This window comes from Methyloversatilis universalis EHg5, assembly GCF_000378945.1.
GTDB lineage: Bacteria > Pseudomonadota > Gammaproteobacteria > Burkholderiales > Rhodocyclaceae > Methyloversatilis > Methyloversatilis universalis_A.
The window spans coordinates 2,557,193-2,577,218 of record NZ_KB900539.1 but is presented as its reverse complement, the minus strand read 5'-3'; the positions used below and the strand labels follow the sequence as shown (position 1 = coordinate 2,577,218).

Below are 20,026 nucleotides of genomic sequence, written 5' to 3'. Positions count from 1 at the left end.
GAAGTGGTTCATCCTCATTTCAGTATCTCGATCTTCGTTTCATCGTCGTCCCCTGACGTCAGCCGTGGCCCTTGACCGGCGCGATGCCGTAGTCGTGGCCTGCCCGCGAGCTTACCTAATTTGCGTATCCGTGGTGCCCGAGCTTTTCGATGTTGTGCACCAGGCAGTACAGCTTCCACTGCCCATCCACTTTTGTGCGCCCGCGCAGCGTGAAGCGGGCGAGCCGCTTGTTGTGCCGCAGGTTGCCGAACACCGGCTCTACGGTGGCAAACCGCGCGGCGATCATCCGCTTGCCCTCGCTGGAATCGATGCGCCGCTTCATCCGCTCGGTGTGTGATTCGACGCCGTCGCGTTTGCCGCGGAAGAAAGCGACCTGTCGCACCTTGGTCTTCTCTGGCGTGCGCAGGCAGCGGCTGCGCTGCTCGCACGGCACGCAGTCGCGCTCGGCACCGGTGTACTTGGTGGCGGCGTAGCCGTTGATCGTGCATTCGGCGCCGTTGCGATAGAGGCGCTTGCCCGCCGGGCAGAGGCAGTGGCTGCGGTCTTCCGCTTCGGTGAAGTCGGTGTTGGCGTAGCGCGTGTTCTTGCTGGCCGTGCGTGCCAGCTTCGCCTTCTCGCTCTTGTCCCACAGCGCGTCAGGCTTTGCTTTGTGTCTGGCCTGATCGGCGTATCTCGGGTCGCGCTGCCGGTAACCGTTGTCACACACCCAGGCGGGGACGTTCCGGCTCTCCAGCCCGGCGAGGTTCTTCTCGGAGTGATAGCCGGCGTCAGCGCAGATCGCGGTGTGCTCTTTGCGCTGTGCGCTGCTTGCATCGATCACTGGCAACAGCAGTTCCTGTTCCGATCCGGTGCCGTGTGCCTGGGCATCGACCACGATCTGGTGGGCCGCATCGACCGTGGCCACGCCGGTATAGCCCTGGACCACGCCCTTGGCGGTGGCCATCTTGGCCGAGTCGTTGTCGGTGCGGTTGGACAGGCGCAGCGCGCCCTTGGCGCCTTGCCTGTCACGTGGGTTGCGCGCGAGCCAGTCGCGGATCTTTGCTGCTTCGTGGCTCAAGCGCTCTCGGGTGCGCTGTGCACGGGCTGCGTCGTCATTGCTCGCTTGCGCATCGCGCGCCTTCTGCTCACCGATCATGCGCTGCACGGCCGCTTCCATCTTTGCGGCTTCGCGCTCGAAGTCGGCACGCGTGCCGCTCTTGGCCTTGGATGCATTCGACGGCAGCTTGACGCCGTCGATGGCGAAGAGTTCGCGCCCGATCAGCCCCTGGCGGTCGCACACGAGCAGTACCTGGGTGAAGAGCGCGCGAGCCTCATCGCCCAGACGGCTGACGAAGTGGGCGACGGTGGTGAAGTGCGGTGCGCTGTCGCCGGAGACGGCCATGAACAGCACGTTGGTGCGGCAGGCGGTGGCGATGGAACGCGAACTGATCAGCCCGCGCGAGTACCCGAGCAGCACGATCTTGAGCAGCACGGCCGGATCGAAGGCCGGGGCACCCCCGGCATCGTTGGCGTAGCGGGTGCGGAGCGTGGAGAGATCGAGTTCGTTGTCGACCAGGTGGCAGAGCGCGAACTCGAAGGTGCCGGGCAGCACCTGCTGCGCGAAATCGACCGGGATGAGCTTCAGGTCGTAGTCGGGCGTCTTGAATCGCGGCATCGCAGGGCTCCGGGGAGGCGATGCGCAATCATAACGACGGCATGTAAACGAACGAAGGTGGGGAGGGGTTTTTCTACAGCCTCAACGGTTGAGCTGAGCGGCGCGCGCGCTGACGTACGAGCTTGGCACTTTATCCCTCAAGCGTCCGCTCGAGCGAGGTGTTAGGCGACAGTGCGATGACACCGGGGCTCAGCGCAAACCCGATTCGAATCGCCCACCAACTTATTGCGATCGCAAAGCCTGTGGCTAACGCGAAGGCCAAGAGCACGAACGATTCGAAAAGGAGAAACTGGCTCCAGATGGAAACGGCGACCATCGGGACACAGAGGGCGGCCCCAACCGCCCCCACCGCTACAACGAACGTGAACAAGTTGAGCCTACGCCTCTCGGAGAGCCAGGCCGCGACCTTCGAACACACTACCGCAGCGATCGGCCACGCTATGGCAAGCACGACCATGGCAATCACAACGCCAACTGCGCAGCCGCCACTATCGCAAGTGTCTCGTGAGCCCCAAAGGACGGCTGCGACTGCGAACAGAATTGCCCCTGGTGCAACCCACGCAAACTCCCGAACCCTGGATCGAAGCGTGTTCATGTTGTCGCCTAACGTGATGTATACATCATATCTGCGTGATATATCAGAACGCTGCGTGATATTCCAGCAGACCGTGCAACTTGTTTGGTATTGAAATCATCGTGTTACCTATTGAACTGTGTTTACGCACAGTATGAAGGCTGCGGTGTTACACGAGAGGGCGCGCGGACACGCTCAGACCTCCGGGCGAGGCGGACATGCTGCGAGCCTAATCGGTCGATGAGCCCCGCTGAGGGCTTTCAGGTCGGGCTGCTGACGATTTGACTGCGACGCCTTTCCGGCCTCGTACATCACATTGGCCTCGGTACTTCCCGTGGCGAAGGTCATCTGATTCCTGCTCGGGCTGTATAGCGTGGGAGCTGCCTCACGCCGCCCGACAGCTCGCCCGTTTTCCAGTCAACTGGTCCGCAAAGGCGGCGAAGTCGTTCGCGATGGCGGCGGGGTGGATGTCCGGATCCTGCTCGTCCGCCGGGGTGTATTTTCCGGTGCGCACCAGAACACCGGCGATGCCGGCGGCCTGGGAGCCGCCGATGTCGTCGCGCAGGTCGTCGCCGATCATGATGGCCTGGTGGGCGGTGACGCCGGCCAGATCGAGTGCGGCCTGGAAGAAGGGGGCGGCGGGTTTGCCGGCGATTTCGGCGCGGGCGCCGGTGCTGTATTCCAGCCCGGCGACGAAGGCGCCCATGTCGAGCGACAGGCCGTCCTCTTCCTTGAAGTGACGGTTGCGCGCCATCGCGATGAAGGGCAGGCCGCGCATGATGAGGCGGAAGGCGGTGTTCAGCGTGGCGTAGTCGAAATATGGGCCGGCGTCGCCGAGCACCAGCGCGTCCGGCTCGGCGGCGTCCGGCCCGACTTCGTCGCGCAGGTCCGGATGCACGATCCAGTGCGGATGCAGGCCACGGCTGCGCACCAGGTTCTGCGTGGCGCCGGGCGCGGTGAGCAGTTCGTGGTCGCGCACGTCGAGGCCGAGTTTCTGCATCTTCGCGACCAGCGTGCGCCGGGGCGTGCGAGTGGTGTTGGTCATGAATACCAGCTTGAGGCCGGCGGCGCGCAGCGCGGCGAGGGCGGGTACGGCGCCGGGCAGCACGCGGTCGCCCACGTGCAGTACGCCGGCAAGGTCGATCAGCAGGGCCTGGGGGTGAGAGGGCAGGGGCAGGGACATGGCGGGGCTCCTTCTCGCGGGCCCCCGGGCGTGCCTCCGGCACCACGCCGGACGACGGCGGGGGCGTGGAATCTGACCGCCGCACCGGCGACGGTCAGTACGCAGCTTGCATCAAGCGTGCCACCACATCCTGCGCCCAATTGCCGACGAAATCATCTGCTAAAGCGCACGCTGGCGCGCCGCGGATCACGCATCCGGTGACGCCGGGCAGACCGGGCGCCCGCGCGTGGTGCGCTCAGGCGCTCACGTCGCGCACCCGCAGTGCGCCGTCGGTTTCGTCCGCTTCGATCAGCCCCTGTTCTTCATAGCGGCGCAGCTTGCGCCACAGCGACACGCGGTCGATGCCGAGCAGGCGGGCGGCCAGGGCGCGGTTGCCGCCGACGCCGGCCAGCACGTCGAGGATGTGGCCGCGCTCGACCGCCTCCAGCGTACGCACCTCGCCATTGCCGCCACGGGCGCCGGCGCTGCCGCGCGCGCCCAGGCCGGGTGGCAGGTCCTCTTCGCCCAGCATGCTGCCGCCGGCCAGCGCGACACCGCGCTCGATGATGTTTTCCAGCTCGCGCACATTGCCCGGGAAGTCGTAGCCGCACAGCTTCTGCATCGCCGGCGGGGCGATTGCGGTCACGTTCTTGCCCATGGCCTGCGCCGCGCGGCGCACGAACTGCTGCGCCAGCAGCGGAATGTCGTCGCGCCGCTCGCGCAGCGGCGGCAGCTGCAGCGTCACCACGTTGAGGCGGAAGTAGATGTCCTGCCTGAACTGCCCGGCTTCGACCGCCGCGCGCGGTTCGCGGTTGGTGGCGGCGAGGAAGCGCACGTCGGCGCGTACCGGTTCGGTGCCGCCGACGCGCAGATATTCGCGCTCCTGCAGCAGGCGCAGCAGCTTCACCTGCATGCTGGCCGACATTTCGGTCACTTCGTCGAGGAAGAGCGTGCCGCCCTGGGCCGCTTCGACCAGACCGCCGCGCGCCTGGGCAGCGCCGGTGTAGGCGCCCTTTTCGTGGCCGAACAGTTCGTTGGCCAGCAGCTCCTCGTTCAGCGCGCCGCAGTTCACCGCGACGAAGGGCCCGCTGGCGCGCCGGCTGTGCGCATGCACGTGGCGGGCGAGCAGTTCCTTGCCGGTGCCGGTTTCGCCGACGATGAGCACATTGCAGTCGGTGGGTGCCACGCCGCGCGCGATGTCGAGGATGGCGCGCATGCCTTCGTCGCGCGTGATGATGCGTTCGTCCGCCGCGTGCTCGACCAGTTGGCGCAGGCGCTGGTTCTCGGCGCGCAGCTGCGCCTTGTCCGCCGCCTCGCGCACCAGCTTGCGCACCTCGCCCAGCCGGAAGGGCTTGGAGACGTAATAGAAGGCGCCGGCCCGCATCGCCTCGACCGCCGATTCGGTGGTGGCGAAGCCGGTCACCACCAGCACTTCCATGGCCGGCCAGGCCTCGCGCGCGCGGCGCAGCAGTTCGAGGCCGTCCATGCCCGGCATCTTCACGTCGGTCAGCAGCACCTCGTAATCGTGCTGTCTGAGCAGCGCGAGCGCGGCTTCGCCGTTGTCGGCGGTGGTCACTTCGAGTCCGTCGCGGCGAAGCGCGGTGGCCAGTCCTTCCCGGGCCACCGCTTCGTCATCGACCAGCAGTACGTGTGCGCTGCTCATGCCTTGTCCCCCTCCGCCGGAATCCAGAGCGACACCGTGGTGCCGCCGCCCGGTCTGTTGTGGATGCCTGCCTTGCCGCCGTGCTCTGCGGCGATCTCATGCACCACGAACAGGCCGAGGCCGGAGCCCTTGCCGACCGGTTTCGTGGTGAAGAAGGGGTCGAACACGCGCGCCAGATTGCGCGGGTCCACGCCCGGTCCGTTGTCGCCTACGGTGATTTCTGTACCGCCTTCGCGCAGCCGCGCGGCCACTTCGATGCGCGGCGCGATGCCGGCGTCGGCACAGGCTTCGAGCGCGTTGCGGATCAGGTTGAGCAGTGCCTGCTGCATGCGCTGGCCGTCTGCGAGCACTTGCAGGTCGGGCGGCAGGGTGATGTGCACCGCGTCGCCGGCGTCCGGCCGTTCGGCACGCAGCAGCGAAACGGTTTCTTCCACCAGCGGCCGCAGCGGCTGGCGCACCAGCGCGAAGTGGCTGTCGCGGGCGAAGTCGAGCAGGGTGCGCACGATGCGCTGGGCGCGCTGCACCTGGTCGTCGATCTGTTCGACGAAGCCGTTGATCTGCTTCGGGTCGCACACGTCGCGCTCTTCCAGCAGTAGCTGGGCGTTCAGCGAAATATTGGACAGCGGGTTGTTCAGCTCGTGGGCGACGCCGGACAGCATGGTGCCGAGTGAGGCCAGCCGCGCAGTGCGCAGCACCGCGAGCTGGCGTTCTTCCAGATCGCCGAGCGCGCGGTTGAAGGCGGTCACCAGGGCGGCGATTTCGTCGTCGCGCTCGCGCGGCGTGAGCCGTGCCTGATTGCCGGTGCCCACCCGCGCCAGATCGCTTTCCACCTCGCGCAGCGGCGCCACCACGCGCCGCGTGACCAGCTGGCCGATCACCAGCACCAGCGCCACCGCGGCAATCATGATGGTGTAGAGCTGCGACTCCTGGCCGGACAGCGCGCGGCGCATCGCCTCGCGCGCCTGGTCGGACAGCCGCTCGCTTTCTTCGAACACCTGCTTGCCCACTTCCGCCATGCGTTCTTCCAGCGGCGAGATCGGGTCGCCCGGCCGGATGCGCCGCTGCAGACGGTCGTCCAGCAGGTCGCGCCAGTCGGCCAGCACCTCGGTCAGTTCGTCCAGCGCGAAACCGGGGGCGGCCCGTTTCATCAGGTCGCGGTCGCGCGCGATCAGCGCCAGCGCCTCGTCCGCCTTGCCCACCGCCGCCTTCAGTTCAGACGGCTTGCGGAACAGCAGATAGTTCTTTTCCAGCCGGCGCGCTTCGCGGATCACGTCGTGCATGCGGGTGACGTGGTGTTCGTCATCCACGCGCGACAGCAGCAGGCGCACCTGGTCGAGCGCGGCGAACACCAGCAGCACGAACAGGCCGCCCAGCACGATGTAGCCGAGCAGGATCTTGCCGTGCAGGGATCGGGGCAGCAGTTTCATGAATTGCATGCTGCAACGAGCCGTTGCGATTTTCAACAAGGACCACAGGCGCGCAAGAGCCGGTTTCATCGAGGTTTTTGTTGTGAGGATGTCCGGACGCAGATGAGCGTGCTGCATGTTGCAACGCGCAGGCAGGGCGGTGTCAAGGGCGGGTAAATAAAGCATTTGAAATTCAATGCCTTGCGTTTTTGTGCGAAGGTGGCACACAGCCTGCTAAGAAAAGCGTGCCAACCCTGTAGCGACGATTTTGAAGGCTCCTCGGGTCGTCGCTCGGCGGGGCTGGCAATGGGGAGGCCGGGCGACCTAGCGGACAGCACCGGTTCTTTTTGCGGCTCGCGAGCAATCGCGGGCCGCTTTTTCTTGGCTCTTCGGCTGCGCCTGCTCCCCTCGCTCACGCCACGGGCGCCTTTCCCGACGTGCGGCCGCTGCGCGCGCCGTATTTCGGGGATAATTCGCGACCCTTCACCGACCCCGCCGCGTTCTTCCGCCGCACATCTTCATGGCCGAGGCCACCGTTCCGCTCATTTCCGCTCATGCGCTCGCCTGTACCCGCGGCTCCGCGCGGCTGTTCGCCGGCCTTGAACTGGCGGTGGGCGAGGGCGAGCTGCTGCAGGTGGGCGGGGCGAATGGCAGCGGCAAGACCAGCCTGCTGCGCATTCTGTGCGGGCTGTCGGAGGCTGAATCCGGCGAACTGCGCTGGGGCGGCGAACCGGTGAAGAAGGCGAAAGACGCCTGGCGCGCCGGGCTGCTCTATCTCGGTCACCGCAATGCGGTGAAGGACGATTTCACGCCGCTGGAAAACCTGCGCGCCAGTGCCGCCATCGCCGGCGAGGCGCTGGGCGAAGACACCGCGCTGCGTGCGCTGGTCGACATCGGCCTTGGTGCCCGGCTGGACGTGCCGGCCCGCAATCTGTCGCAGGGTCAGCGTCGCCGTGTCGCGCTGGCCCGTCTGCTGTGCGGCACCCGCGCCCGCCTGTGGATACTGGACGAACCCTTCACTGCGCTCGACGTGCGCGCGGTCGCGCAGCTGGCCGGTGCGATGGCGGATCACATCCGCGGTGGCGGCGCGGTCATCTACACCACCCACCAGCCGGTGGAGATCGACGCGTCGCGCCGCGCGCTGCTCAATCTGGACGACTACGCATGCTGAGCGTGTTCATGGCCGTGCTGCGGCGCGACCTGCTGCTGGCTTGGCGCCGCCGTTCCGACGTGCTGACCGCACTCGGCTTCTTCCTGCTGGTGACCAGCCTGTTTCCGTTGGGCGTGGGGCCGGAACCTGACCAGCTGGCGCAGATTGCCGGCGGCGTCATGTGGGTGGCGGCGCTGCTCGCGACCCTGTTGTCGGTGAGCCGGCTGTTCGAATCTGACGAGGCGGACGGAACCCTTGAGCAGATGCTGCTGTCCGTGGAGCCGCTGGCAGTGATCGTGCTCGCCAAGGTGTGCGCCTACTGGCTGCTGACCGGACTGCCGCTAGTGCTGATCGCACCGCTGATCGCGCTGCAGTTCAGCCTTACGCCGGACGAAACGCTCATCGTGTGCGCGTCATTGCTGATCGGCACGCCCACGCTGTCGCTGCTTGGCGCCATCGGCGCTTCGCTGACACTGGGGCTGCGCGGTGGCGGTGCGCTGATCGCGCTGCTGGTGCTGCCGCTCTACATTCCGGTGCTCATTTTCGGCGCTGGCGCGATAGACCGGTGGCGGGCCGGGCTGGAGGTCGGCTCCAATCTGGCGCTGCTGGCGGCCTGTCTGCTGGTGGCGCTGGCGGTGGCGCCGGTGGCCAGCGCGGCGGCGTTACGCATTGCCCAGGATTGATAGGGCGGCGCGCAGCGCTCGGTTAAACTTGCTGTTTTTTGCCGGTGGGCGTCTGCCGGCATGCGGGCTCGCACGTTGAGTGCCTGCCGTCCTCACCAAATCGAGACCGGGTGATCCCGCTTCGTTGATGTCCGAAACACAGTCTTCCGTCGCCCGTGCCCCGTCGCCCGGCTTCAGCTTCTTCCACTACGCCAGCCCGCAGACCTTCTTCCCGCTCGCCGGCAAGCTGCTGTGGCCGTGCTGGATCGCTGCCGCGCTGCTGACGCTGGCCGGCCTCTACATCGGTTTCTTCGTTGCGCCGACCGACGCCACCCAGGGCGACAGCTACCGCATCATCTTCATCCACGTGCCGGCCGCCTGGATGTCCATGGTGGTCTATCTGGCGATGGCCTTCTGGTGTGCAGTCGGTCTGGTGTTCAACACCCGGCTGAGTTTCATGATGGCCACTGCGCTGGCGCCGACCGGCGCCATCTGGGCCTTCGTCGCGCTGTGGACCGGTGCGCTGTGGGGCAAGCCGACCTGGGGCACCTACTGGGTGTGGGACGCGCGGCTGACCTCGGAACTGATCCTGTTCTTCCTGTACTGCGGCTACATGGCGCTGCAGGCCGCCATCGACGACCCGCGCCGGGCCGATCGCGCGGGCGCGCTGATCGCCATCGTCGGCGCGGTGAACGTGCCCATCATCTATTTTTCGGTGAAGTGGTGGAACACGCTGCATCAGGGCGCGTCTGTAAGCCTGACGGCTGCGCCGACCATGGCCACCACCATGCTGACAGGCATGCTGATGATGGCGCTGGCGGCCTGGGCCTACACGATAGGCGCCGCGCTCGTGCGGGTGCGCGCCATCATGATCGAACGCGAGCGCAGCGCCGACTGGGTGCGCAAGCTCGTCACGGGTGCCGACTTCAACGGAGACAGCAAGGCATGAACTGGGAAAGCGCCAGCCACTTCTGGGCCATGGGCGGATACGGCTTTTTCGTCTGGGCCTCCTACGGCGTGACCGGTGCGGTCATCGCCTTTGAACTGATTGCGCTGTCGCGCCGCATGAAGCGGGCGCGCGCGCAGGTGAAGCGCGATGCGACGCTGGACCGCATCGAAGCCGAAAAGCGGGGCGGTGCATGAAGCCGCGTCAGAAACGCATGGCGCTGATCGGCGCCGGTATCGCGCTGCTGGTCGGCGCGGTCGCGCTGGTGCTGAACACTTTCAATGACAACATGGTGTTCTTCTACAGCCCGACCCAGGTCGCGGCGAAGGAAGCACCGCAGGGCCGCACTTTCCGCATCGGCGGCATGGTGCAGGAAGGCAGCCTGCAGCGCGGCGACGACGGCACTTCGGTGAAATTCGTCGTGACCGATACCGCCCATACCCTCACCGTGGCCTACAAGGGCGCGCTGCCGGACCTGTTCAAGGAAGGTAAGGGCGTGGTCGCCCAGGGCAAGCTCGACGAAGCCGGGCTGTTTACCGCCAGCGAAGTGCTGGCCAAGCACGACGAGAACTACATGCCGCCGGAAGCGGCGCACGCGCTGGAACAGGCGAAGAAGGCGCAATCCACGGTCGTCCAGTAAGGGGCCAGACCGGACGCGTCGGCGGTGTTCGCCGGCGTGTGACGTTTCAGAGGCAGGAACCACCATGTTTCCCGAGTTGGGCAATTTTTCGCTGGCCATCGCGCTGGCGCTGTCGGTATTGCTGGGGCTGATTCCGCTGGTCGGTGCGCAGCGCGGTGACGCAAGGCTGATGGCCAGCGCGCGGCCGCTCACCCAGGGCGTGTTCGTGTTCGTGGCGTTCGCCTTCTTCTGCCAGATCCAGTCCTTCGTGCTGAACGACTTCTCGGTGCTGAACGTCGCCACCAACTCCAATTCCACGCTGCCGCTCGAATATCGCGTCGCGGCCGCCTGGGGCAGCCACGAAGGTTCGCTGCTGCTGTGGGTGTTCATGCTGTCGGTGTGGTCGCTGGCGGTGAGCGTGTTCTCGCGCCGCCTGCCGGACGAAATGGTGGCGCGCGTGCTGGCGGTGCTGGGCTGGGTGTCGGTCGGCTTCCTCGCGTTCATGCTGGCCAGTTCCAACCCCTTCGACCGCCTGCTGCCGGCCGCGGTTGACGGCCGCGACCTGAATCCGCTGCTGCAGGATCCGGGCATGATTTTCCATCCGCCCATGCTGTACATGGGCTACGTCGGCTTCTCGGTCGCCTTCGCCTTCGCGCTGGCGGCACTGATCGGTGGCCGGCTCGACGCCGCCTGGGCGCGCTGGTCGCGTCCGTGGACCACCGCGGCCTGGGTGTTCCTGACGCTCGGCATCGCGCTCGGCAGCTACTGGGCCTACTACGAACTGGGCTGGGGCGGCTGGTGGTTCTGGGATCCGGTCGAAAACGCCTCTTTCATGCCCTGGCTGGTCGGCACCGCGCTCATCCACTCGCTGGCGGTGACCGAAAAGCGCGGCGCCTTCAAGAGCTGGACCGTGCTGCTCGCCATCGCCGCGTTCTCGCTGTCGCTGCTCGGCACCTTCCTGGTCCGCTCCGGCGTGCTGACGTCGGTGCATGCCTTCGCGACCGACCCGGAACGCGGCGTGTTCATCCTCGCGCTGCTGGTGTTCGTGATCGGCGGTTCGCTGCTGCTGTTCGCGCTGCGCGCGCCGTCGGTCGGTCTGGGGGGCGGCTTCGCGCTGCTGTCGCGCGAAACATCGCTGCTGGCGAACAACGTGCTGCTGGCGGTGGCCACCTCGGCGGTGCTGCTCGGCACGCTGTATCCGCTGTTCCTCGACGCGCTGGGCATGGGCAAGATTTCGGTCGGCGTGCCTTATTTCAATGCGGTGTTCGTGCCGCTGATGACGCCGGTGCTGTTCCTGATGGCGATCGGCCCCTTCGTGCGCTGGAAGAAGGACGACGTGCCGGGCCTGACCGTGCGCCTGCGCTGGGCCTTCGCGGTCAGCGTGGCCGCCACCGTGCTCGCGGTGGTGCTGGGCGGTGACTTCAAGCCCATGCTGGGTCTGGGCGCCTTCGCCACCGTGTGGATCGTTGCCACCAGCCTGCAGCTTTTCGTCGAGCGGGTGCGCGTGCGCAACGGCGAGGGCAGCTGGGTGGACCGCGTGCGCGCGCTGCCCGGTGGCTTTTGGGGCATGTGGCTGGCCCACCTCGGTGTGGCGGTGACGGTGGTCGGCATCACGATGGTGAGCGCGTTCCAGCAGAACGCCGACATGAAGATGTCGCCCGGCCAGACCGCCGAACTCGCCGGCTACACCTTCAAGTTCCACGGTGCGGTGCCGCACGACGGTCCGAACTACGACGCCGCGCGCGGCCGCATCGAGGTAACCCGCGACGGCCGCCCGGTGGCCATCATGAACCCGGAAAAGCGCATTTACCGCGTGTCGCAGATGCCGATGACCGAAGCGGCCATCGATTCCGGCTTCACCCGTGACGTGTACGTGTCGATGGGCGAACCGCTGCCCGACGGCGAGGCCTGGATCGTGCGCATCTTCTACAAGCCCTTCGTGAACTGGATCTGGTTCGGCGCGCTCATCATGGCGCTGGGCGGCGTCATGGCCGCAGCGGACCGGCGCTACCGCAAGCTCGCGCAGCGCGACGCGAAGAAGGCTGAGCCTGCCTCCGCACAGTCGCTGCCGCCTGCGCAGCAACAGCACGCCTGACCCCGGTCAGGCGCGCCCGACACATCGAACGGAGACTTCCGCCGTGAATCGTTTTCTTTGGCCGCTGGGCATCTTCGTGGTGCTCGCAGGCTTTCTCTTTGCCGGCCTCTACCTGAACCCGCGCGAGGTACCCAGTCCGCTGATCGGCAAGCCGGTGCCGGCCTTTTCCGCGCCGCAGCTGGCCGATCCGGGCAAGACCTTTTCGCCGGCCGACATGAAGGGCAAGGTGTGGCTGGTAAATGTGTGGGCGTCCTGGTGCGTGTCCTGTCGCCAGGAACATCCGCTGCTGGTCGAACTGGGCAAGTCGGGCGTGGTGCCGATGATCGGACTGCACTACAAGGACGAGCGGGATGCCGGACTGAAGTGGCTGGCGCAGCACGGTGACCCGTATCTGCTGTCGGCACATGACCGCGATGGCCGGGTGGCCATCGACTTCGGCGTCTATGGCACGCCGGAAACCTTCATCGTCGACAAGGCCGGCGTCATTCGCTACAAGCACACCGGCCCGCTGACCCCGGAAAAGCTGCGCGACGACATCCTGCCGCGCGTGAAGCAGCTCGAGGCCGCGACGTGAGCCGCCCGCTGCATCGTCTGCTGATGCCGGCGCTGGTCGCGCTGCTGCTGCCCTGGGGGGCTCTGCACGCCGACGAAGCGGCGTCGGTCGCGACCGACCCGGTGCTGGAAGCTCGGGTGCAGAAGCTGGGCGAGGAACTGCGCTGCCTGGTCTGCCAGAACCAGAACATCGCCGATTCGCACGCCGACCTCGCGCTCGACCTGAAGAAGCAGCTGCGCGAACAGATCGCTGCCGGCCGCACCGACGACGAAATCAAGAGCTATATGGTCGAGCGCTACGGCGACTTCGTGCTCTACCGCCCGCCGCTGAAAGCCACCACCGTGCTGCTGTGGGCCGGTCCTTTCGTGCTGCTGGGGGCGGTGGCGTTCGCGCTGCTGCGCCGGCTGCGCACCCGCGCCGCACGTGCGGCGGCGGCCAACACACTGAGCGCCGATGAACACGCGCGCGCACGCGCGCTGCTGAATGGCGAGGAGAAGCAGGTTTGAACACCTTCATGATGGGCGCGGCAGCCATGCTGCTGCTCGCGCTGGTTTTCGTCGTGCTGCCGCTGCTGCGCGCACGCGGCGCTGACGGCACCGATGCGCAACGCGCGCTCACGCTGGCCATCCACCGCGACGCACTGGCCGAACTGGACCGCGATCTGGCGGCAGGCCTGATCGACGACACCCAGTACCGCATTTCCTGCGCCGAACTCGAACGCCGCGTGCTCGACGAGGCCGGTGTTGCGGCGGTGGTTCGCGGTCGCTCGTCCGGCCGCTGGCTGGCTTTCGCCGCTGCCGCTGCGGTGCCGGTGATCGCGCTGCCGGTGTACCTGGCGCTCGGTCACCCGCAGGCGGTTGAGGCACCGCGCCGCAGCGAGCCGCAGGCCGAGCAGGGCGAAGTGACGCCGGAACAGATACAGGCCATGGTGGCGCGGCTGGCCGAGCGCATGAAGGCTGAGCCGGACAACGCTGAAGGCTGGCAGATGCTGGCGCGCTCTTACTTCGCCATGGGGCGCTTCGAAGACGCCGCCAATGCCTACGCCAGCCTGGTGAAAATCGTCGATCGCGACGCGCAGGCCTGGACCGACTACGCCGACGCGGTGGCGATGAAGCAGGGGCGTCAGCTTGCGGGTGAGCCTGAGCGGCTGCTGAAGAAGGCGCTGGAAATCGATCCGGACAACGTGAAGGCGCTGGCGCTGGCCGGCAGCGCGGCGATGCAGCGGGGCGACGCCGCCGGTGCGCGCCTGCACTGGGACCGTCTGCTCAAGCTGCTGCCGGCGGATTCGCCGCTGATCGCGCCGATACGCGAAAGCCTGCAAGACCTGGAGTCTGCGCCGAAGCCCTGACGCAAGCGCGCACCGTCGCGGGTGCCGGCGCGACGCCTGCCGGCTTCGGTAACACGGAGGGAAAGGTGCGCGACGGGTCGGTGCGGCGTCGGTGAGGGATATGCCTGAATTTCTGCACTGAGCGATGGCGGGAGCTATTCCGGCGACCGGTGAAACAGTGAAGAGGGTATGTGGGAGAGGGCGCGTGGGAGATTCTATGTTCGAGCGCAAGCGTTTTCGTGTTGTTGAGGGACGTAGTCGGAGGCGTTCTTCATTAGCGAGAAGGCGACCCTTGCGAGCTTTCTGGCCAGCGCGACCAGCGCCTGCGTGCGGCTGAATCCGCGCTGGAGCATGCGCTGGTAGAAGGGCTGCCAGGTACTGGATCGGCTGGCCGCCATGGCGGCGTTGTAGAGCAGGCGGCGCATCTCGGCATCGCCCTTCTTGCTGAGCACCCCGCGTGCGCGCTGGGTGCCCGATTGGCGTACGGTCACATCCAGGCCGAGGAAGGCGATGAAGGCATCGGCCCGGCCGAATGGGGCGCGGTGGAAGGTGGCGCACAGACCGGCGGCGGTGAGTGTGCCGATGCCTTCAACCTTCAGGATGCGCCGGTACGGGTCGCCCCAGCCGCTGGTGCCGATCAGCGCGGCGATGCGCTGCTCCAGCCGTTTGATCAGCGCCTGGATCCGCTCGGTGACGGCCCGCACCTGGCGGGTGAAGCCGGGCAGCTCCTCCATGCTCTGACGCATGCGGCCCAGGCAACGCACCAGGGTGGCGCGACGGCGCAACAGGGCGCGCAGGTCGGTCACCGCACGGGGCGGCAGCGAGAACGGGCGCAGACGCGCCCCTTCGTGGGCGAGATAGCGGGCGATCAGCCCCGCGTCGTGCCGATCGGTCTTGGCACGCTGGCCCAGCGTGTCGCGGTATCTGGACAGCGTGTAGCCGTCGATCAGATACACCCGATGACCGGCGCCGATGAGCAGCTTGACCAGCGCGCGGTGGTAGGTGCCGGTGGATTCGCAGGCGATGTGGCAGGCGCCCGGGGGCAAGGTGCGCAGCCAGCCGCGGATGGCCTGGGCGGTGTTGTCGATGTGCAGCACCGGCGAGCGGCCGTACTCGGCGATGTCCAGCCAGCGCTTGGAGACGTCGATGCCAAAGCGGGGGGATTCGGTCTGACTTGTCACGATGAGCACCTCCGGACTATGGTTGAAGGGCTTGTCGGGGTCACCTGGGCACAGGCTTGCAGGATATGGTCGGTACCGTGACGGACGCGGTCCGAAGGATTCCTCATCGGTGCTCGGGGGTGAAGGCGGGACATCTCTCCCACTGTCTGTACGTGCTTGCCGTCAGATGCGGCGCTCGTCCCTCCGCCCGATAAGCGTCCACTACTACGCTTGCCGTAGATGAACATACAAGCGGCGCCTCGCCGCGATGAGGCCTGCGCTGAGAGCGATTGCCCATTCCCTGCCGGAAATCCGGTCAGGATGCAGCTAAGAGATCAGGTACGCAGTGTTCTTGGTGCGCATGGAGACGCTTCAGAGATTCCTGAAGCGCTGTCGATGCTTCGATGACCCGGGCTGCAGAATTTGAAGCCCCCATTCTGAAGCACCAATAAAAAAAGCCGGCTTGCGCCGGCTTTTTTCATGCACGAGGCAGAAGAATTACTTCTTCTCTTCGGCCGGGGCAGCAGCCGGAGCAGCCGGAGCAGCAGCGTCAGCAGCCGGGGCGGCCGGAGCAGCAGCGTCAGCCGGAGCAGCCGGGGCAGCAGCCGGTGCCGGTTCAGCAGCCGGTGCCGGGGCAGCGGCCGGAGCGGGTTCAGCGGCCGGGGCCGGGGCTTCTTGCGGCTTCGAGCAAGCGGCCAGGGCAGCGGCGAGAATGGCGGCGAGGAGGAGCGACTTTTGCATTTTGGTTTCCTTGGCTGTTGGCAATCAACGTGAATTCGGTAAATCACCCGATCGAGCTAGCGACCTCGATCAGCCCAAAATAGTAGCACGAGCGATGGGTATCAAGTTGCACGTCTGGAAACAAGGTTTTACAGGCCCAGTTTTGTTGTGCTGATGCAACACGAACAGGCCTCCCAGATTTCGTCGAAACGGCCGCGGTAACCGGCGGTCAGCGCACCATCGCCGCTGACCGCCTTTCCGCGCCAGTGCTCGCTGTGCGTGCGGAGGACGATGGCCGACGACCCGTTCAGCATGAACAGTTCGGTCAGATGGCGCAGCGAGCGCGGCGTCTGCCGTATCTGCAGCCGATGGGATTGTGCGGCGCACAGCGCCCACAGCCGGGGCATGCGGCCCTGCAGCGGCCCGGCATCGTGCAGCACGATGCGCACTTCGGCGCGCGGCGCACCGGCCAGCGTGGCGGTGAGCAGCTCGACCGCAGCACGGCCGTCCAGGCCGGTGCCGCTCAGATCGGTGTCGAAAATGTCCAGTCTGCGGTCGATGTCGGTCAGCAGGCCGCTCACCGCAGCCTGATAGCCGGCACGGTCGTCGAAGCGCAGCGTGGCGGCCTGGTCGCTCAAGCCGCGTCGTCCTGCGCGCCGACGTGGATGAAGCCGGCGTCGTACCAGTCGTAAAGCAGTTCGATCAGCGACGCGTCGTCCGGCACGCGGGCCAGCCGGCGTTCGCTGGCGAGCGCCTTCAGTGCGTCATGGCTGCCAGCCGGCAGCTCGACCGGTTCGCCATTTACCCAGAACTGCCGGCCACTGCGCAGCAGCAGGGTGCGGCCATCGACCCGCACGCCCATTTTCGTCACTGCGGCGGCGAAACGCTTCGGCGTCAGCGCGTCGTCCGGCGCGTCGAAGAACACATGCGGCTTGGGTTCGCTCAGATAGCTGCCGAGAAAGGCCTCGACGTCCTTGCGCGTCCAGGTGATGCCCTTGAGCACCGCCTCCACCTTGTCGATCATCGCCGCCGGCAGCTGGGCCGGGTCGGCCTGCAGCGTCAGATCCGGGTCGGCATACATGCCGGACAGGCACACCTGTTCGCGCAGATGGTCGAGGAAGCCGGTGGCCAGTTCCTGCATCGACGGCGTGCGGAAGCCGATCGAGTAGGTGGTGCATTCGCCCTCGGCGATGCCGTTGTGCGCGCACTTGGGCGGCAGGTAGAGCATGTCGCCCGGCTCCAGCACCCATTCCTGTTCCGGCACGAAATTCTTCAGGATGCGCAGCGGTGCGTCTTCCACCACGGTGAGATCGGTCTGTTCGCTGATCTGCCAGCGGCGGCGCCCGGTGCCCTGCAGCAGGAACACGTCGTAGGAATCGAAGTGCGGCCCGACGCCGCCGCCGTCGGTGGCGTAGCTCACCATCACGTCGTCCAGCCGCGCGTAGGGGATGAAGCTGAAGCGGCGCATCAGCGCGTCCGCCTCGGGCAGCAGCATGTTCAGGCCCTGCACCAGCACCGTCCAGGGCCGGGTTTTCGGGCGACGGGTCAGCGAAGCCGGCAGCGGGCCGCGCTCCATCCGCCAGTTGCGGCTGTCGTGTTCGATGAAACGCGATTCGACGTCTTCGTCGCGCGCCAGATTGAGCAGGTCCTCGCGCGGCAGCAGGCCGTTGAAGCCCGGAATGGCGCCGCGTATCAGCAGCGGTTTCTTCTGCCAGTAGTCACGCAGGAAGGTGCGGGGCGTGAGCCCGCCGAGCAGTGTCTTGTCCATGGGCGGCGATTATCCGCGAAGCCGGCGGCGGCGGGGCGGGGGACGGGTGCGCGTCAACGGACAAGGGCGGCGCGGCTGCGGGTAAAATCGCGCCCTTTCGCTTTCTGCAGGACAGCCCATGCCGGTCGCCCGTATCGAATCGCTGGACCACGAAGGTCGCGGCGTCACCCATCACGAAGGCAAGGTCATTTTCGTCGATGGCGCTCTGCCGGGCGAAACCGTCGATTTTTCGCCCTACCGGAAGAAGTCGTCATACGAACTGGCGCAGATCAGCCGCATCGTGCGCGCCAGCCCGCAGCGGGTGACGCCGCGCTGCAGGTATTTCGGTTACTGCGGCGGCTGCAGCATGCAGCATCTGGATGTCGCTGCGCAGGCTTCGGTCAAGCAGCGCGTGCTGGAAGACGCGCTGTGGCATGTCGGCCGGGTGAAGCCGGAAACCGTGTTCGCGCCGCTGGTCGGTCCCGGCTGGGGCTATCGTTACCGCGCGCGGCTGTCGGTGCGCTACGTGGCGGGCAAGGGTGGCGTGCTGGTCGGTTTCCGCGAGAAGAAGTCCAGCTACGTGGCCGACATGAGTTCCTGTGAGGTGCTGCCGCCGCACGTGTCGGCGCTGTTCCTGCCGCTGCGCGAGCTGATCAGTGGCTTTTCGCTGCGCGACCGTCTGCCGCAGATCGAGATCGCCATCGGCGGTGAGCGCGAAGAGCAGATGACGGTGCTGGTGTTCCGCATCCTCGACCGCATGACGGCCGAGGACGAGGCTGCGCTGCGCGCCTTCGGCGAGAAGCACCGGCTGTATATCTACGTGCAGACGGGCGGCCCGGATACCGCGGTTCCGTTCTGGCCGATCCCGATGCCGGAACTTGCCTACTCGCTGCCGGATTTCGGCGTAAAGCTGGCGTTCGCGCCGACCGAATTCACCCAGGTGAATCACGGCATCAACCGCTCGCTGCTGCGTCGTGCGATGTCGCTGCTGGCACCGCAGCCGGGCGAACGCATCGCCGACATGTTCTGCGGCCTGGGCAATTTCTCGCTGCCGATCGCGACTTTCGGTGCCGATGTGGTGGGCATCGAAGGTGCGGATGCGCTGGTGAAACGAGCGGCGCGCAACGCCGATGCCAACGGCCTGGGCGCCCGCTGCAGCTTCGCGGTCGCCAACCTGTTCGATACCGACGAGGCGTCGCTCGCGAAGCTGGGCCGCTTCGACAAGATGCTGATCGACCCGCCGCGCGAAGGTGCGATGGAACTGTGCAAGGCGCTGCCGCATGCAGCTGACGAGGCGGCACCGAAGCGCATCGTCTATGTGTCGTGCAACCCGGCCACGCTGGCACGCGATCTCGAAGTGCTGGTCGTGCAGAAGGGCTATCGCCTGCGCGGCGCCGGCATCGCCAACATGTTCCCGCAGACCTCGCACGTCGAATCGATCGCGCTGATCGAGCGGGGCTGAGGGGCAGGCCGGATGCCCGGCTTGTCGTAGGGCACCGGTGCGTAGTCAGGGGTCGTATCGCGGCGAGGGCGCCGCTCCCACGAATCTGGCGACAGACTGCGAACACCCGTGGGAGATTCTATGTTCGAGCGCAAGCGTTTTCGTGTTGTTGAGGGACGTAGTCGGAGGCGTTCTTCATTAGCGAGAAGGCGACCCTTGCGAGCTTTCTGGCCAGCGCGACCAGCGCCTGCGTGCGGCTGAATCCGCGCTGGAGCATGCGCTGGTAGAAGGGCTGCCAGGTACTGGATCGGCTGGCCGCCATGGCGGCGTTGTAGAGCAGGCGGCGCATCTCGGCATCGCCCTTCTTGCTGAGCACCCCGCGTGCGCGCTGGGTGCCCGATTGGCGCACGGTCACATCCAGACCGAGGAAGGCGATGAAGGCATCGGCCCGGCAGAATGGGGCGCGGTGAAGCGTGGCGCACAGACCGGCGGCGGTGAGTGCGCCGATGCCTTCAACCTTCAGGATGCGCCGATACGGGTCCTCCCAGCCGCTGGTGCCGATCAGCGCGGCGATGCGCTGTTCCAGCCGTTTGATCAGCGCCTGGATCCGCTCGGTGACGGCCCGCACCTGGCGGGCGAAGCCGGGCAGCTCCTCCATGCTCTGACGCATGCGGCCCAGGCAACGCACCAGGGTGGCGCGACGGCGCAGCAGGGCGCGCAGGTCGGTCACCGCACGGGGCGGCAGCGAGAACGGGCGCAGACGCGCCCCTTCGTGGGCGAGATAGCGGGCGATCAGCCCCGCGTCGTGCCGATCGGTCTTGGCGCGCTGGCCCAGCGTGTCGCGGTATCTGGACAGCGTGTAGCCGTCGATCAGATACACCCGATGACCGGCGCCGATGAGCAGCTCGACCAGCGCGCGGTGGTAGGTGCCGGTGGATTCGCAGGCGATGTGGCAGGCGCTCGGGGGCAAGGTGCGCAGCCAGCTGCGGATGGCCGGGGCGGTGTTGTCGATGTGCAGCACCGGCGAGCGGCCGTACTCGGCGATGTCCAGCCAGCGCTTGGAGACGTCGATGCCAAAGCGGGGGGATTCGGTCTGACTTGTCACGATGAGCACCTCCGGACTATGGTTGAAGGGCTTGTCGGGGTC

Annotated in this window: 19 protein-coding genes; 10 read left to right on the top strand and 9 right to left on the bottom strand. The window is 66.9% G+C overall.

Features of this window, described 5'->3' with window-relative positions:
- Window positions 1-115 precede the first annotated feature (115 nt).
- The 5 genes from METUNV2_RS0111885 to METUNV2_RS0111865 all read right to left on the bottom strand — a co-directional run bounded on the left by METUNV2_RS0111885 (window position 116) and on the right by METUNV2_RS0111865 (window position 6,480).
- Window positions 116-1,654 (bottom strand): transposase, encoded by a 1,539-nt coding sequence (locus tag METUNV2_RS0111885; protein ID WP_018229700.1) that lies wholly within the window; start codon window positions 1,652-1,654, stop codon window positions 116-118.
- A 130-nt stretch (window positions 1,655-1,784) separates the two neighbouring features.
- A complete protein-coding gene (locus tag METUNV2_RS0111880; protein ID WP_026188109.1) occupies window positions 1,785-2,111 on the bottom strand; it encodes a hypothetical protein in 327 nt (108 codons plus the stop codon).
- A 502-nt stretch (window positions 2,112-2,613) separates the two neighbouring features.
- Window positions 2,614-3,411, bottom strand: a complete 798-nt coding sequence (locus METUNV2_RS0111875; protein ID WP_018229698.1) for a TIGR01458 family HAD-type hydrolase — start codon at window positions 3,409-3,411, stop codon at window positions 2,614-2,616.
- 235 nt (window positions 3,412-3,646) lie between these two features.
- Window positions 3,647-5,053, bottom strand: a complete 1,407-nt coding sequence (locus METUNV2_RS0111870; RefSeq protein WP_018229697.1) for a sigma-54-dependent transcriptional regulator — start codon at window positions 5,051-5,053, stop codon at window positions 3,647-3,649.
- Window positions 5,050-6,480 carry a sensor histidine kinase gene (locus METUNV2_RS0111865; protein WP_018229696.1) on the bottom strand — a complete coding sequence of 477 codons (1,431 nt, stop codon included), beginning with the start codon at window positions 6,478-6,480 and terminating at the stop codon, window positions 5,050-5,052. Before METUNV2_RS0111865 ends, METUNV2_RS0111870 begins: the two co-directional genes overlap by 4 nt.
- A gap of 499 nt (window positions 6,481-6,979) precedes the next feature.
- Between METUNV2_RS0111865 and ccmA the strand changes: the two genes are divergently transcribed.
- The 9 genes from ccmA (at window position 6,980) to ccmI (ending at window position 13,832) form a co-directional block, all read left to right on the top strand.
- Window positions 6,980-7,630, top strand: coding sequence for a cytochrome c biogenesis heme-transporting ATPase CcmA (gene ccmA / locus METUNV2_RS0111860; protein WP_018229695.1), 651 nt, complete (start codon window positions 6,980-6,982; stop codon window positions 7,628-7,630).
- Entirely contained in the window at window positions 7,624-8,292 is a 669-nt protein-coding gene (gene ccmB, locus METUNV2_RS0111855) for a heme exporter protein CcmB (protein WP_008060562.1), read from the top strand. The genes ccmA and ccmB overlap by 7 nt, the downstream gene beginning before the upstream one ends.
- 127 nt (window positions 8,293-8,419) lie before the next feature.
- A complete protein-coding gene (gene ccmC / locus METUNV2_RS0111850) occupies window positions 8,420-9,220 on the top strand; it encodes a heme ABC transporter permease CcmC (RefSeq protein WP_018229694.1) in 801 nt (266 codons plus the stop codon).
- Window positions 9,217-9,414, top strand: a complete 198-nt coding sequence (gene ccmD / locus METUNV2_RS0111845) for a heme exporter protein CcmD (protein WP_018229693.1) — start codon at window positions 9,217-9,219, stop codon at window positions 9,412-9,414. Before ccmC ends, ccmD begins: the two co-directional genes overlap by 4 nt.
- Window positions 9,411-9,857, top strand: coding sequence for a cytochrome c maturation protein CcmE (ccmE, locus tag METUNV2_RS0111840; RefSeq protein ID WP_018229692.1), 447 nt, complete (start codon window positions 9,411-9,413; stop codon window positions 9,855-9,857). Before ccmD ends, ccmE begins: the two co-directional genes overlap by 4 nt.
- A gap of 64 nt (window positions 9,858-9,921) precedes the next feature.
- Window positions 9,922-11,931 (top strand): heme lyase CcmF/NrfE family subunit, encoded by a 2,010-nt coding sequence (locus METUNV2_RS0111835; protein ID WP_018229691.1) that lies wholly within the window; start codon window positions 9,922-9,924, stop codon window positions 11,929-11,931.
- A gap of 43 nt (window positions 11,932-11,974) precedes the next feature.
- Window positions 11,975-12,505, top strand: coding sequence for a DsbE family thiol:disulfide interchange protein (locus METUNV2_RS0111830; RefSeq protein WP_008060544.1), 531 nt, complete (start codon window positions 11,975-11,977; stop codon window positions 12,503-12,505).
- On the top strand, window positions 12,502-12,990 hold the full coding sequence (locus METUNV2_RS0111825; protein ID WP_018229690.1) for a cytochrome c-type biogenesis protein: 489 nt from the start codon (window positions 12,502-12,504) through the stop codon (window positions 12,988-12,990). The genes METUNV2_RS0111830 and METUNV2_RS0111825 overlap by 4 nt, the downstream gene beginning before the upstream one ends.
- The gene (gene ccmI / locus METUNV2_RS0111820; protein WP_018229689.1) at window positions 12,987-13,832 is read left to right on the top strand and encodes a c-type cytochrome biogenesis protein CcmI; all 846 of its coding nucleotides are present in this window, start codon (window positions 12,987-12,989) and stop codon (window positions 13,830-13,832) included. Before METUNV2_RS0111825 ends, ccmI begins: the two co-directional genes overlap by 4 nt.
- A 194-nt stretch (window positions 13,833-14,026) precedes the next feature.
- On the opposite strand, the gene METUNV2_RS0111815 is transcribed toward ccmI, so the two are convergent.
- The 3 genes from METUNV2_RS0111815 to METUNV2_RS0111805 form a co-directional block, all read right to left on the bottom strand.
- Window positions 14,027-15,001: an IS110 family transposase gene (locus tag METUNV2_RS0111815; protein ID WP_018229688.1), complete on the bottom strand. Its 975-nt coding sequence runs from the start codon at window positions 14,999-15,001 to the stop codon at window positions 14,027-14,029.
- 839 nt (window positions 15,002-15,840) lie between these two features.
- Complete coding sequence (locus tag METUNV2_RS0111810; protein ID WP_018229687.1) at window positions 15,841-16,329, bottom strand: DUF7931 domain-containing protein; 489 nt, start codon at window positions 16,327-16,329, stop codon at window positions 15,841-15,843.
- Window positions 16,326-17,459 (bottom strand): cupin domain-containing protein, encoded by a 1,134-nt coding sequence (locus METUNV2_RS0111805; RefSeq protein WP_018229686.1) that lies wholly within the window; start codon window positions 17,457-17,459, stop codon window positions 16,326-16,328. The genes METUNV2_RS0111810 and METUNV2_RS0111805 overlap by 4 nt, the downstream gene beginning before the upstream one ends.
- A 118-nt stretch (window positions 17,460-17,577) precedes the next feature.
- Between METUNV2_RS0111805 and rlmD the strand changes: the two genes are divergently transcribed.
- Entirely contained in the window at window positions 17,578-18,900 is a 1,323-nt protein-coding gene (rlmD, locus tag METUNV2_RS0111800; RefSeq protein ID WP_018229685.1) for a 23S rRNA (uracil(1939)-C(5))-methyltransferase RlmD, read from the top strand.
- Window positions 18,901-19,018: 118 nt separating this feature from the next.
- Here rlmD and METUNV2_RS0111795 read toward each other — a convergent pair whose 3' ends face one another.
- Complete coding sequence (locus tag METUNV2_RS0111795) at window positions 19,019-19,993, bottom strand: IS110 family transposase (RefSeq protein ID WP_018229684.1); 975 nt, start codon at window positions 19,991-19,993, stop codon at window positions 19,019-19,021.
- Window positions 19,994-20,026: the final 33 nt, after the last annotated feature.